12 protein-coding genes are annotated in these 14,484 nt (G+C 58.2%); 7 read left to right on the top strand and 5 right to left on the bottom strand.

The genetic code is table 11. The features are described 5' to 3' along the window. Position 1: 1 nt before the first annotated feature. The 7 genes from uca (at position 2) to urtE (ending at position 9,935) form a co-directional block, all read left to right on the top strand. Positions 2 to 3,619 (top strand): urea carboxylase, encoded by a 3,618-nt coding sequence (gene uca / locus ACFQW4_RS15290; RefSeq protein ID WP_377726051.1) that lies wholly within the window; start codon positions 2 to 4, stop codon positions 3,617 to 3,619. A gap of 9 nt (positions 3,620 to 3,628) precedes the next feature. Further along, complete coding sequence (locus tag ACFQW4_RS15285; protein WP_192412422.1) at positions 3,629 to 4,327, top strand: GntR family transcriptional regulator; 699 nt, start codon at positions 3,629 to 3,631, stop codon at positions 4,325 to 4,327. A gap of 28 nt (positions 4,328 to 4,355) precedes the next feature. Next, positions 4,356 to 5,624, top strand: a complete 1,269-nt coding sequence (gene urtA / locus ACFQW4_RS15280) for an urea ABC transporter substrate-binding protein (RefSeq protein WP_101762170.1) — start codon at positions 4,356 to 4,358, stop codon at positions 5,622 to 5,624. A 185-nt stretch (positions 5,625 to 5,809) separates the two neighbouring features. Beyond that, positions 5,810 to 7,375, top strand: coding sequence for an urea ABC transporter permease subunit UrtB (urtB, locus tag ACFQW4_RS15275; protein WP_377726048.1), 1,566 nt, complete (start codon positions 5,810 to 5,812; stop codon positions 7,373 to 7,375). Next, on the top strand, positions 7,375 to 8,451 hold the full coding sequence (gene urtC, locus ACFQW4_RS15270; protein ID WP_192412424.1) for an urea ABC transporter permease subunit UrtC: 1,077 nt from the start codon (positions 7,375 to 7,377) through the stop codon (positions 8,449 to 8,451). Before urtB ends, urtC begins: the two co-directional genes overlap by 1 nt. Continuing rightward, entirely contained in the window at positions 8,444 to 9,235 is a 792-nt protein-coding gene (urtD, locus tag ACFQW4_RS15265) for an urea ABC transporter ATP-binding protein UrtD (protein WP_277974500.1), read from the top strand. The genes urtC and urtD overlap by 8 nt, the downstream gene beginning before the upstream one ends. 1 nt (position 9,236) lies before the next feature. Then, a complete protein-coding gene (gene urtE, locus ACFQW4_RS15260) occupies positions 9,237 to 9,935 on the top strand; it encodes an urea ABC transporter ATP-binding subunit UrtE (RefSeq protein ID WP_192412426.1) in 699 nt (232 codons plus the stop codon). Between the two features lie 85 nt (positions 9,936 to 10,020). On the opposite strand, the gene ACFQW4_RS15255 is transcribed toward urtE, so the two are convergent. The 5 genes from ACFQW4_RS15255 to rbsK all read right to left on the bottom strand — a co-directional run bounded on the left by ACFQW4_RS15255 (position 10,021) and on the right by rbsK (position 14,247). Next, on the bottom strand, positions 10,021 to 10,422 hold the full coding sequence (locus tag ACFQW4_RS15255) for a hypothetical protein (RefSeq protein ID WP_377726045.1): 402 nt from the start codon (positions 10,420 to 10,422) through the stop codon (positions 10,021 to 10,023). Continuing rightward, positions 10,400 to 10,786 carry a polymorphic toxin type 44 domain-containing protein gene (locus ACFQW4_RS15250; RefSeq protein WP_192412430.1) on the bottom strand — a complete coding sequence of 129 codons (387 nt, stop codon included), beginning with the start codon at positions 10,784 to 10,786 and terminating at the stop codon, positions 10,400 to 10,402. Before ACFQW4_RS15250 ends, ACFQW4_RS15255 begins: the two co-directional genes overlap by 23 nt. Positions 10,787 to 10,984: 198 nt before the next feature. After that, a complete protein-coding gene (locus ACFQW4_RS15245; RefSeq protein ID WP_110867487.1) occupies positions 10,985 to 11,998 on the bottom strand; it encodes an aldose 1-epimerase family protein in 1,014 nt (337 codons plus the stop codon). After that, positions 11,995 to 13,320: an L-fucose:H+ symporter permease gene (gene fucP / locus ACFQW4_RS15240; protein WP_110867486.1), complete on the bottom strand. Its 1,326-nt coding sequence runs from the start codon at positions 13,318 to 13,320 to the stop codon at positions 11,995 to 11,997. The genes ACFQW4_RS15245 and fucP overlap by 4 nt, the downstream gene beginning before the upstream one ends. A 9-nt stretch (positions 13,321 to 13,329) precedes the next feature. Continuing rightward, entirely contained in the window at positions 13,330 to 14,247 is a 918-nt protein-coding gene (rbsK, locus tag ACFQW4_RS15235; RefSeq protein WP_377726042.1) for a ribokinase, read from the bottom strand. Positions 14,248 to 14,484 lie beyond the last annotated feature (237 nt).

The raw sequence follows: 14,484 nt of genomic DNA, 5'->3' as shown, positions 1-14,484 counted from the left end.
CATGTTCAGCACCGTTCTGATTGCTAACCGTGGCGAAATCGCCTGCCGCGCCATTCGCACCTTAAAACGCCTCGGCGTGAAAAGCGTCGCCGTCTATTCCGACGCTGACCGCAACGCGCGCCACGTCAAAGAAGCCGACGTCGCCATCGCCCTCGGCGGCGACAAAGCCAGCGACAGCTATTTACGCATCGATAAAATCCTCGCCGCCGCGCAGGAAACTGGCGCGCAAGCCATCTGGCCGGGCTACGGTTTCCTGTCAGAAAGCCTGCCGTTTGCCGATGCCTGTGAAAAAGCCGGCATCGCCTTTGTCGGCCCCACCGCGCAGCAGATTGGCGAGTTTGGCCTGAAACACCGCGCGCGTGAGCTTGCCGCCAGCGCGGGCGTGCCAATGACGCCGGGCACGCCGCTGCTGAGTTCGCTGGAAGAAGCCTTAAGCGCCGCCGACACCATCGGCTATCCGGTGATGCTGAAAAGCACCGCGGGCGGTGGCGGCATTGGCCTGACGCGCTGCGCCGACGCCGATGCGCTGCGCAATGCGTGGGAGAGCGTGCGCCGCCTTGGCGAGCAGTTCTTCAGCGATGCGGGCGTGTTTTTAGAACGCTGCATCGATCGCGCGCGCCACGTTGAAGTGCAGATTTTTGGCGACGGCAGCGGCAAAGTGATCGCGCTCGGCGAACGCGACTGTTCGCTGCAGCGCCGCAACCAGAAAGTGGTAGAAGAGACGCCTGCACCGAATCTGCCGCAGGCAACGCGTGAAGCGCTGCTCTCTTCTGCGGTGCGCCTTGGCGAGCTGGTGAATTATCGCAGCGCCGGTACGGTGGAATACATCTACGACGCCGAACAAGATGCCTTCTACTTCCTCGAAGTGAACACCCGCCTGCAGGTTGAACATCCGGTCACCGAATGCGTCACCGGCCTTGATTTGGTTGAGTGCATGCTGAAAGTCGCCGCTGGCGATGCCCTCGACTGGGCGCGCCTGCAGCAAGCGCCCGCTGGCGCATCGATTGAAGTGCGTATCTACGCCGAAGATCCGCTGAAAAACTTCCAGCCCAGCCCCGGCGTGCTGACCCACGTCAGTTTCCCGGATGACGTGCGCGTTGATGGCTGGATCGCTACCGGCACCGAAGTTTCGGCGTTTTACGATCCGATGATCGCCAAACTGATCGTGCATGCCGAGACGCGCGCAGCGGCGCTGGCGAAGATGCAGCAGGCGCTCGACGCCACGCAGCTGCACGGCATCGCCAGCAATCTCGATTATCTGCGCCAGATCGTCGCCACAGACGCCTTCCGCAGCGGCAACGTGTGGACGCGCTTCCTCGATAGCTTCACACCAGCCGCCAGCGTGATTGAAGTGCTGCAACCCGGCACCTTCAGCAGCATTCAGGATTTCCCTGGCCGCCTCGGCTATTGGGATATCGGCGTACCGCCGTCCGGCCCAATGGACGATTTCGCCTTCCGCCTCGCCAATCGCATTGTCGGCAACCACGACAGCGCCGCCGGTCTGGAATTCACGCTGCAAGGCCCCACGCTGCGCTTCCACAGCGATGCCGTCATCGCCCTGACCGGTGCTGATTGCCCAGCCGACGTCGATGGCGAAAACATCGCCTACTGGCAGCCCGTCCACGTCAAAGCGGGACAAACCCTGACGCTGGGCCGCGCGCAGAGCGGCTGCCGCACCTACTTAGCGGTGCGCAACGGGTTCGACGTGCCGGAATATCTCGGCAGCCGATCCACCTTCTCGCTCGGCCAGTTTGGCGGCCACGCCGGACGCACTCTGCGCGTCGCCGATATGCTGCCAATCTCCCAGCCGCAGCTCGCTGCCTGCACCACGCCCGCGCCGGTCAGCGCCCCGCAGGCGCTCGATCATGCGCTGGTGCCGCACTACGGCACTGAATGGCGCATCGGCGTGCTGTATGGACCGCACGGCGCACCGGATTTCTTCACTCAGGCGGCGATTGATGAGTTCTTTGCCAGCGACTGGCAGGTGCACTACAACTCCAACCGCCTCGGCGTGCGTTTGGTTGGCCCGAAACCGACATGGACGCGCGCCAACGGCGGCGAAGCCGGCCTGCATCCGTCCAACGTGCATGACTGCGAATACGCCATCGGCGCGGTGAACTTCACCGGCGACTTCCCGGTGATCCTGACGCACGACGGCCCTAGCCTCGGCGGCTTCGTCTGCCCGGTGACCATAGCCAAAGCCGAACTGTGGAAAGTCGGCCAGGTGAAACCGGGCGATAAAATTCGCTTCCACCCAATCAGCGCCGACGAAGCGGTGGCGCTGGAAAAAGCCCAGGCGCATAGCGTGGCCACGCTGCGCAGCAGCCACGCGCCGGCCTTTGCGGTGCCCTCTTTAGCAGCCAGCGCTATCGGTTCCGCCACCTTGCTGGCGGCGCTCCCCGCCACGGCAACCACGCCAGCGGCGGTTTATCGCCAGGCGGGCGATAAATATGTGCTGATTGAGTACGGCGATAACGTGCTGGATCTGGCGCTGCGTCTGCGCGTGCATCTGCTGATGAATGCGCTGCGTGAACGCGCGGTGCCGGGCGTGGAAGAGCTGTCGCCAGGCGTACGCTCTCTGCAGGTGCGCTACGACAGCCTGATTCTCAGCCAGAAACAGCTGATGCAGCTGCTGCTGGAACTGGAAGCCGGGCTCGGCGATGTCAGCCAGCTGAAAGTGCCGTCGCGTATTGTCTGGATGCCGATGGCCTTCGAAGACAGCGCCACGCTCGGCGCGGTCGAACGTTATCAGGAAACCGTGCGTGCCAGCGCGCCGTGGTTGCCAAATAACGTCAATTTTATCCAGCGTATTAATGGCCTGGCGAGCCGCGAAGCGGTGCGCGACACCCTTTTTGATGCCAGCTACCTGATTCTCGGCCTCGGCGATGTCTATCTCGGCGCGCCGTGCGCGGTACCGATCGATCCACGCCATCGCCTGCTGAGCTCCAAATACAGCCCGGCGCGCACCTTTACCGCTGAAGGCACGGTTGGCATTGGCGGCATGTACATGTGCATCTACGGCATGGATTCACCCGGCGGTTATCAGCTGGTAGGCCGCACGCTGCCAATCTGGAACAAATTCCTGAAAAACGATCAGTTCGCGGCCGACGAGCCGTGGCTGCTGCACTTCTTCGATCAGGTGCGCTTCTATCCGGTAACGGAAGACGAACTGACGCAGCTGCGCGATGACTTCCGCGAAGGCCGCGCCACGGTGCGCATCGAAGAAACGGTCTTCGACTTCGCCGCCCATCATCAATTCCTGGCGGAAAACGCCGCATCGATCAGTGATTTCCGCCAGCGTCAGTCCGCCGCCTTCGAACAGGAAGTGATGCTGTGGGCGCAGGAAGAGCAGAACGCGCCGCTCACCACCGAGGAGACGCTGGCTGTGGCCGAAGTCGACGACGATGCGCTGGCGGTGTGCGCCGATATGAACGGCAACATCTGGAAAGTGCTGGTGCAGCCGGGCGACGCGGTGGAAGCCGGTCAAACGCTGATCATCGTGGAAGCGATGAAAATGGAACTGGCGATTGTCGCGCCGCAGGCCGGCACGGTGAAACGCATTGCCTGCCAGGCAGGACGTCCGGTGAGTCCGGGCGATGCCCTGCTGTGGCTGGAATAAGGAGTCGGCATGAATACGAGCCCTCGTAGCAAAGGTCGTCCGGAAGCGCTGGCCGAAAAGGTTTATCAGGCGCTGAAGCAGGACATTTTTGAGTTCCGACTGATGCCGGGCGATCGTTTTAGCGAAAACGAAATCGCCGATCGGCTGGAAGTGAGCCGCACGCCGGTGCGTCAGGCGCTGTTCTGGCTGGAGCGCGAGGGCTACGTCGAAGTGTGGTTCCGCAGCGGCTGGCAGGTGAAGCCGTTTGACTTTGAATATTTCGAAGAGCTGTACGACTTTCGCACCGTGCTGGAGTGCGAAGCGGTGCGCCGCTTGTGCGCACTGCCCGCACCGCAGTGCATCGACATGCTCACCGCGCTGAAAAGCTTCTGGATGGATGCACCGCCGCTGGCCGATGGCAAAGCGGTTTCGGCGCAGGATGAAGCCTTTCACATGGCGCTGGTGGCCGCCGCTGGCAATCAGGAGATGGCGCGCATCCACGCCGAACTGACCGAAAAAATCCGCATCATTCGCCGTCTCGATTTTACCCGAGACGACCGAATGGAGGCGACATACCGCGAGCACGCTCAGATTTTACGGGCGATTTTCCAGCAACAAACCGAGGAGGCGCAGCGCATTTTAACCGACCATATTGCCGTCAGTAAGGCAGAGGTCAGAAAGATCACATTGCATATGTTACAGCAGGCTCGACTTCAACCCATTGAATAACAATACAAACATCGTGAGGGGTTTACTGATGAAAAGACGTTCGTTGCTCAAGGCTTTCGCGCTCTCTGCCTCTGTGGTCAGCATGGGCTTTGCCTTTGCGGCGCAGGCTGCTGACACCATCAAGGTCGGCATTATGTCCTCGCTCTCCGGCACCATGGCGATCTCCGAAACGCCGCTGAAGGATGTGGCGCTGATGACTATCGATGAGATCAACGCCAAAGGCGGCGTGCTGGGCAAAAAGCTGGAACCGGTGGTGGTCGATCCGGCCTCCAACTGGCCGCTGTTCGCTGAGAAAGCGCGCCAGTTGCTGACGCAGGACAAAGTGGCGGCGGTGTTTGGCTGCTGGACTTCGGTATCGCGTAAATCGGTGCTGCCGGTGTTTGAGGAGCTGAACGGCCTGCTGTTTTATCCCGTGCAGTACGAAGGCGAAGAGATGTCGCCGAACGTGTTCTACACCGGCGCCGCGCCGAACCAACAGGCGATTCCGGCGGTGGAATACCTGATGAGTGAAGATGGCGGCAGCGCGAAACGCTTCTTCCTGCTGGGCACCGACTACGTCTATCCGCGCACCACCAACAAGATACTGCGCGCCTTCCTGCACACCAAAGGGGTACAGGATAAAGACATCGAAGAGGTCTATACGCCGTTTGGTTACAGCGATTATCAGACCATCGTCTCCAACATTAAGAAGTTCTCTGCCGGTGGCAAAACCGCGGTGATCTCCACCATCAACGGCGACTCCAACGTGCCGTTCTACAAAGAACTGGCCAATCAGGGCATCAAAGCCACGGATATCCCGGTGATCGCCTTCTCCGTCGGCGAGGAAGAGTTGCGCGGCATTGATACCAAACCGCTGGTCGGTCAGCTAGCGGCGTGGAACTACTTCGAGTCGGTGGATAACCCAACTAACCAGAAGTTCGTCGCGGATTACCGCGCCTACGCTAAGGCGCACAACCTGCCGAACGCCAACACCGTGGTGACGAATGACCCGATGGAAGCGACCTACGTTGGCCTGCACATGTGGGCGCAGGCGGTAGAGAAAGCGGGCACCACCGATGTGGATAAAGTGCGCGCGGCGATGGCGGGACAGACCTTTAAAGCCCCGGACGGTTTCACCCTGACCATGGATAAAACCAACCATCACCTGCATAAGCCAGTGATGATTGGTGAAGTGGAAGAGAACGGTCAGTTCAACGTGGTGTGGCAGACCGAGCAACCGGTACGCGCCCAGCCGTGGAGCCCGTACATTGCGGGTAATGATAAGAAGCCGGACCATCCGGTGAAATCAACGCAGTAGGGGTTGTGCTGGCTGTCCCCCATCCCGGCCTTCCCCCATAAATGGGGGAAGGAGACGCTGCCACATGCATGTTCATTGCTGGCATTGGGCAACGTCTTCCTCCCCCATTTATGGGGGAGGACCGAGGAGGGGGACAGCCACACCAATCCAAACCAAAACAACTTCTCACCATCAGGGCCAGAACCATGACAATCCGCCGTTATCTCTGCTGTCTGCTGTTACTGCTGCCCTGGCTCGCCCAGGCGGGCGATGGCGCAGACTTCGCGGCCGCCAGCCGCGCGCAACAAGCCACGCTGCTCCAGCAGTGGGCCGCCGCACCGCAGGCCAGTCGCTTGCCGCTGCTGCAGGCGCTGCGCAATGAAACCGTGGTCATCGATCAAAAACAGCAGCCGTTCAGCAAACAAGGTGAAGCGTTGCAGCCGCTCGACAGCGCGCAACAGCCCGACGGCGACACCAAAAAGCTGTTCATGAACAACCGCCTGCGCGTATTGATCGCCAGCGCTCTCGCCGCCCATCAGCTGGTGAGCGATGATGCCGCGATCCGTTTACGTGCCGCACAACAACTACAAAACGATGGCGTCGCCGATATGCTGCCGCTGATTGAGCAGCGTCTGACGCTGGAAAAAGACGCGAAAGTGCACGACGTACTGCTGATGGCAGCGGCCAACCTGCAACTCGCCAGCCCGGATGCGGCGCTGCGCCTTAAGGCTGTCAAACTGCTCGGCGAATCCAGCGATCCCAACATGCAGGCCAGCCTCACGCGCTTAACCCAGTCCAGCAATGAACCCGATGCCAGCGTGCGTGATGCCGCCGCCGCCAGCCTGAAGCAGATTAAACAGCGCCTGATGTGGGGCGATCTGCTCGGTCAGGCGTTTACCGGCCTGTCGCTCGGTTCGATTCTGCTGCTGGCCGCGCTCGGTCTGGCGATCACCTACGGCCTGCTGGGCGTAATCAACATGGCGCACGGCGAAATGCTGATGCTGGGTGCCTACGCCACCTGGTTTGTGCAAAGCCTGTTCCAGCAGTTCGCACCGCAGTGGCTGGCCTGGTATCCGCTGCTGGCGCTGCCGGTGGCCTTTCTGGTCACCGCCTGCATGGGCATGCTGCTGGAGCGCACCATCATCCGCCATCTGTACGGACGTCCGCTGGAAACGCTGCTCGCCACCTGGGGTATCAGCCTGATGCTGATTCAACTGGTGCGCATGCTGTTTGGCGCGCAGAACCTGGAAGTGGCTAACCCAGGCTGGCTCTCCGGCGGGCTGCAGCTATTACCGAATCTGGTACTGCCGTACAACCGTATCGCGGTGATCCTGTTCGTGTTTGCCGTGCTGGCCCTCACCTGGCTGCTGCTGAATAAAACCCGTCTCGGCCTGAGCGTGCGCGCCGTGACGCAGAACCGCGCAATGGCTGACTGCTGCGGCGTGCCGACCGGACGCATCGATATGCTGGCGTTTGGCCTCGGTTCTGGCATCGCCGGACTCGGCGGCGTGGCGCTGTCGCAGCTCGGCAACGTCGGGCCGGAGCTCGGTCAGGGCTACATCATCGACTCCTTCCTCGTGGTGGTGCTGGGTGGCGTCGGCCAACTGGCGGGCACCGTGGTCGCGGCCTTTGGTCTTGGCATTCTTAATAAAGTGCTGGAGCCGCAGATTGGCGCGGTGCTGGGAAAAATCCTCATCCTCGTGCTGATCGTGCTGTTTATCCAGAAACGTCCGCAGGGCCTGTTTGCCTTCAAAGGGAGGGTGATTGACTGATGAGCCAGCCAATGACGTTAACTATTGCGCGCAAAGCGCCACGCCTGACGCTCAGCCTCGGCGTGGTGATCGCTGTGCTGCTGCTGGCGCTGCCGTTCTGCGCCCTGCTGCCCGCCACCCATCCGCTGGCGATCTCCACCTACACGCTAACGCTGGTCGGCAAGATTCTCTGTTACGCCGTGGTCGCGGTGGCGCTCGATTTGGTGTGGGGTTACGCCGGGCTGCTGTCGCTCGGTCACGGCCTGTTCTTCGCGCTTGGCGGCTATGCGATGGGCATGTATTTGATGCGCCAGGCATCCGGCGACGGCCTGCCCGCGTTCATGTCTTTTCTTTCATGGAGTGAGCTGCCGTGGTTTTGGGCGGGCACGCAACATTTTGCCTGGGCGCTGTGCCTGATCATGCTGGTGCCGGGTTTACTGGCGCTGGTGTTCGGCTTCTTCGCCTTCCGCTCGAAAATCAAAGGCGTTTACTTCTCAATCATGACGCAGGCGCTGACCTACGCTGGCATGCTGCTGTTTTTCCGCAACGAAACCGGCTTCGGCGGTAATAACGGCTTTACCGGCTTCACCACATTGCTCGGCTTTAACGTCACCGCTACCGGCACGCGTATTGGGCTATTTGTCGCCACGGTGCTGCTGCTGCTGGTCAGCCTCGGCATTGGCTTCGCGCTGGCACGCAGCAAGTTTGGCCGCGTGTTGACCGCGGTGCGCGATGCGGAGAACCGCCTGATGTTCATCGGATACGATCCCAAAGGCTTCAAGCTGTTTGTCTGGACGCTGTCGGCGGTGCTGTGCGGGCTGGCGGGCGCGCTCTACGTGCCGCAGGTTGGCATTATCAACCCCAGCGAAATGTCGCCAACCAACTCGATTGAAGCGGCGATATGGGTGGCGCTGGGCGGACGCGGCACGCTGATTGGTCCGCTGCTTGGTGCCGCCATCGTTAACGGAGCCAAAAGCTGGTTCACCGTCGCCTTCCCGGAATATTGGCTGTTTTTCCTTGGCCTGATGTTTATCCTGGTCACGCTGTTCCTGCCGCGTGGCGTGATTGGCCTGCTGCGCCGGAGGCGTGATGACTGAACACCTGTTTACCCAACCTCATCCCTCGGATCGCTATCGTGAACAAAGCGATCCGGTATTGCAGCTGGAGAAGATCAACGTCTCGTTCGACGGCTTTCGTGCGCTCACCGATCTCTCACTGAAGATCGGCGTGGGCGAACTGCGCTGCGTGATCGGCCCCAACGGCGCGGGAAAAACCACGCTGATGGATGTGATCACCGGTAAAACCCGACCGGATAATGGCCAGGTGATCTACGACCAGGATACCGATCTCAGCAAAATGTCGCCGGTGGAGATCGCGCGCGCCGGTATTGGGCGCAAGTTCCAGAAACCCACGGTATTCGAAGCGCTAACGGTATTTGAGAATCTGGAAATCGCGCTGAAAAACGACAAATCAGTGTGGGCCAGCCTGCGCGCGCGGTTGAACAGCGAGCAGCAGGATCGCATTGATGAGGTGCTAAAACTGTTGCGATTGGGCGGCGAGCGTCAGCGCAAAGCCGGTTTGCTGTCGCACGGCCAGAAGCAGTTTCTGGAAATCGGCATGCTGCTGGTACAGGACCCGCATCTGCTGCTGCTGGATGAACCGGCAGCCGGCATGACCGATGCCGAAACCGAATACACCGCCGAGCTGTTTCGCAGCCTCGCCGGTAAGCATTCGCTGATGGTGGTCGAGCACGACATGGGCTTTGTTGAAACCATTGCCGATCACGTCACCGTGCTGCATCAGGGCCAGGTTTTGGCCGAGGGATCGTTACGCGAAGTGCAGGCGGACGATCGGGTTATCGACGTTTATCTGGGGCGTTAACATGCTGCAAGTCACGGAACTGAATCAATATTACGGCGGCAGCCACATTCTGCGCGGCCTGTCGTTTGAAGCGAAGCCGGGTGAAATTACCTGCCTGCTGGGACGTAACGGCGTGGGTAAAACCACGTTACTGAAATGTTTGATGGGGCTGATTCCGGCTAAATCCGGCGAAATTCGCTGGCAGGATAATGTGATCAACAGCCGCAAGCCGCATCAGCGCGTGCAGGCCGGTATCGCTTATGTGCCGCAGGGGCGCGAAATCTTCCCGCGTCTGACGGTGGAAGAGAATCTGCTGATGGGGCTGGCGCGTTTTTCTGGCGCACAGGCCAAAGCGGTGCCGGAGGAGATCTATCAACTGTTTCCGGTGCTGCGTGAGATGAAAGCGCGCCGCGGCGGCGACCTGTCGGGCGGACAACAGCAGCAATTAGCGATTGGCCGCGCCCTCGCCTGTTCACCAAAGCTGTTGATCCTCGATGAGCCAACCGAAGGGATCCAGCCGTCGGTGATCAAGGAGATCGGTGCGGTGATCCGCCAGCTGGCGCAGCGCGGCGATATGGCGATCCTGCTGGTCGAGCAGTTTTATGATTTCGCCGCCGAACTGGCCGACAGCTATCTGGTGATGTCGCGCGGCGAGATCGTGCAGCGCGGCGCCGGATCCGCCATGGAAGCCGACGGCGTACGCGGATTAGTGGCGATTTAGTTGAGCTTGATAATTCAAAAGAGCGGCTTAACGGCCGCGTCTACAAGCAGGAGGCACGTCGTTTAGAGCATTTTAAATATTTTATTTAATTTTCAAATTCAAAATCTGCCATGCCAACTTTACTACTCACTGACACTATTTTTCCACTCCACCTAAAGGTGATATGCCCATTAGCTGATATGTTAATTGAGCGGATGCTTCCTACACCTTCAATGAGAGGTTCCAACGTTTTAAGTTTATTTAAAACTTGTTTTTCGTTGCCGGTAATCTCACTGGTTAAATAATATCGATAAATAACAGGAACAGTGGCACCGCCAGCACTGTATTCAGTCATATATAGCCAGGAAGATTGATTGATTTTTTGACTACGCTTCAACACATCATTATCGCGTGAGCTTTCATTACCGATGACTAAAAAACCAATAATAATCAGCAAAAGAAGAGTCAGTATCAAATGAAATCGCTTAATAACCGTGCTGTTTAGCATACTCAATTCCCTCGCGTATATTGCGTTGATCTGTGGGATCATCTCCATAGGGAGGAACATCATACCACTTTCCCCAGCGAGGTTTTGATGTGCCAGCGAGTGTTTGAGCAAATCCCGCGCCCATCAGCAAAATGTCATCGGGTATGCCAGCCGCTCTGCCTGAAGCGCCAAAATTGAAGTTTCCAAAAGCAGCCCAATTGAAGTCGAATTGTTTGTAATCCCAAGGGCCGCGATTGCGTACTTTTTGATAAAACCAGTAATAGGTTGCCGGTGTCGCCATACCTCTCGACATACCATTACATCTGGCTTCACGCATATTATTCTGAATAATTAATGCACCAGGTCCTATCGGTACAGATGCCATAATCCTTCCCTGAACGTAAATTTAAATAAAATTACTATAATGCACATCCTCTTATTTAATAATTTGATCTAAATCATTAGATCATTGCAATTAACCGAGGGGAGATAGGGGTATATTTGATATTTTTTAAATGATTTTTAATATCAACATCCGCTGTTGATATTGATTTTAAAATGGCGATCCTAAGACCGCCATTGATTACAAAATCCCGGTCTCAACGCTGAAATGGCGCTGTTCGCCGGGGGCCAGCTCAATCAGCGTGCCGGCGCGCTGTGCGGCTTTGAAACCCTCCGGGCGGCAGGTTGACGGCAGCACATAGGCGGCGACCTGCTGATCGCGGTTATGCAGCATCCAGCGCGTGGCGTGTGGGAATTGCTGGCTGGAGAAGCGCGTCATCAGGGCAAACCCTTGCGGTGAGTGCAGCTCGAACTGCATCTCATCGCCGTACTGCTGGAGATCGTCGGCGAAAAACACGATCTCCGGATCGCACATCTGCGGCTGATCCAGCTGCTGAAACGCCTGCGGATCGCGCGCCAGTTGATCGGTATATGCGCGCCACTGTGGGGTAGGCTTGACGTGCGCCGGGATCGAGCTGCGCAGCTGGAACGCATCGGTCGGGATCGACTGCTGGAAACGCCCTTGATCCAGCCAGGCGCTGTTCAGATGACACATATACTGCAGCGGCATCGGAGCGCCTGCCAGGTTAGTGACGTTCATCTCAATGTGCAGGCGCGCAGCATTGGCCTCAAGGCGCACCGCCGGTGCGGCAAGATAGTGATGGCCAAAGCCCTTCACATACTCGGTTTCGCCCTCCAGCGACAGGCGATCGTCCTCCAGTACCATCCACGCGCTGTCCATGCGCGCGCAGGCCATTTCGCCATGCAGCGGATGATCGTCATCCTCTGCCGGACAGCCGTTGGCCAGCAGCCCGGAGTGGAAAGCGAAACAGCCGTAGGTATCAATGATCGAACTGCCGGGCAGCGGCTGCTTAAAGCTGTGGCCCATGGTCAGCGAATGGCCGTCAAAGTTAGCGTCCCACACCATCTGACCGTAAAACGGCAGTACGATCACCGTGCCGCGTGGATTGCTGATGCGTACCGCTTCCACGCCTGCGGGATAGCGAAACAGCTCGACGTGGAACGTTTCGTTGCGCAGCAGCGTGGCTGGCGTTTCATGAAACTGCTCACGACGTAACGGTAAACGGGTTTTCATGGCATCTCCTCAACTAAACGACCGGCTGCTTCTGCCTGTTTTTTATGACGCAGCTCGCCCCAGAAGAAGTAACCCACCCAGGCGAAGCACAGCAGCGAAACGCCGAACGCCAGCTGCATCGATCCCAGATGATCGGAGACGAAGCCCTGAATCGCAGGAATAAAGGCAGCACCGACAATCGACATCACGATAAACGCGCCCGCTACTTCGGTGTATTTGTTATCGACGGTAGCCAGCGTTCCAGCGTAGATCGTCGCCCAGCACGGACCAAACAGCGCACTGACCAGGATGGCGGCATACACGGCGGTAAAGTTTGGCACAAACATCACATACGCCAGCGCCAGAGCACCCAGCAGCGAGTAGGCAATCAACACTTTTTCCGCACGGAAGCGCGTCATCAGGACGTTGGCGATAAATTTACCGATAAAGAAGCCGATGAAGCTGTAAATCATAAAGTTAGAGGCATGGCGTTCATTGACCGCGCCGAGCGTCAGCGCCAGACGAATGGTGAACGACCACACCGCCACCTGCATGCCGACATACAAGAACTGCGCCAGAATCCCGCGTTTGAAGTGACGATTCGCCGCCAGGTAGCGGAAAGTCTCGCCGAGCGACGGCAACGATTTTTCACTGCTTTCCGGTTTGCAGCGCGGATAGCGGGTGAAAAGGAACAGCAGCATCACTACCACCAGCACCATCACCAGATATTTGTAGGGTTCCAGCGTATGCTCCAGCATGGTGAGACGGAACGCATGCGCCTGTTCCGCATTCATGCCGGCCAGCTGACTTTCCAGACTGTCGCCCTCCTGAAACACCAGATATTTGCCCAGCACGATGCCCATCAGTGCGCCCACCGGATAGAAGGTCTGGCTGATATTCAGGCGCAGCGTGGCGTGATCGCGATGACCAATCATCGAGCTGTAGGTGTTGGCGGCGGTTTCGAGGAAGCTCAAACCGATGGCGATGGCGAAAATCGCCGCCAGGAACATGGTGTAGGTTGCCATGTGCGACGCGGGATAGAACAGCACGCAGCCCACGATATACAGCGCCAGTCCCAATAAAATCGCCAGTTTATAGGTGGCTTTGCGGATCACCAGCGAGGCCGGAATAGCGATCAGGAAGTAGCCGCCATAGAACGCGCTCTGCACCAGCGCGCTGGCGAAATCGCTTAACGCGAACACGCTTTTGAACTGGGTGATCAGGATGTCGTTCAGACTCGCCGCACAGCCCCACAACGGGAACAGGCACGAGAGCAAAATGAACTGGAACAGCGGCGTTTTATTCAGATAGCCATCAGATTGCTGAACAATGTTCGGTTGCATAACTCGACCTCAGTGAACGTTGAGAAAACGCTGGAAGGTTTCCGCGTCGGGATAGGAGCGCTGCGTGCCGCGACCGGTCACGCTGCAGGCGGCATAAGCCGAGGCTTGCGCCATCGCGGCCGGGATATCGCCGCTTTTCACCAACTCGTGGGCGAAGCAGCCGATAAAGGCATCGCCCGCGCCGCTGGTATCCACTGCTTTTACCGCGGTGGGGGCAACCTGATGCACGCTGTCGCCAGACATCCACAGCGAACCGCGCCCGCCCAGCGTGATGATCAGGTTTTTCAGCCCGCGTTTGAGCAGCGATTGCCCCGCCAGCTTCACCTCTTCATCCGTGGTGACCGGCATGCCGGTGAGGATCTGCAGCTCGGTTTCATTCGGCATGAAAAAGTCGCATTTGCAGGCGTAGTCGATATTGAGATCCGCCACCGCCGGTGCCGGATTGAGGATCACTTTGATGTCATGCTGACGGGCAAAATCAATGGCGTAATAAACGGTCTCCAGCGGGATCTCCAGCTGCAGGATGATCAACTGGCAGCTTTTCAACGCGTCAGCGGCGGCATCGATATCGGCTGGCTTCAACTGTTGGTTGGCACCTTTAATAATCAGAATGCGGTTCTGCGACTCATCGTCGACGAAGATAGGTGCCACGCCGCTGGAGGTGCCTGGCGCGGTGGTGACGAAGCGGGTATCAACGCCTTGCTGCTGCAGATTGGCCACGGTATTCGGCGCGAACAGATCGTCGCCGACTTTACTCACCATCATCACGCTGCCGCCCATCTTCGCCGCTGCCACAGCCTGATTGGCACCTTTACCCCCGCAGCCGATGGCAAAATCGGGTGCTTCCAGCGTTTCGCCCGCTTTAGGCAGCTGATTGGTATAGGTAATGAGGTCCACCATATTTGACCCAATAACCGCAATATCCATTGTTTTCTCCCGGTGAATTTTTAGCTTTATAATGTTATTAAAATAACAATATCAGGTTAATAAAGTTAATTATGTGATAAATTTCACACCTCGACATCCTGATGAAAAGCCGATAAACAGCCCTTCATCCGTAGAAATGAATGTTATTATTCTAACAATGGAACAACATTGAGAATCAGAGCGAAGCGGCTTGAGAGCAACACGTTGGCGGCATTGCATGAGGTTTGCGGGCCGATC

Source organism: Pantoea sp. GCM10028869, assembly GCF_042666835.1.
GTDB lineage: Bacteria > Pseudomonadota > Gammaproteobacteria > Enterobacterales > Enterobacteriaceae > Pantoea > Pantoea leporis.
Note: the sequence above shows the minus strand (reverse complement) of the source record. Positions and strands in the feature narration are given on the sequence as shown.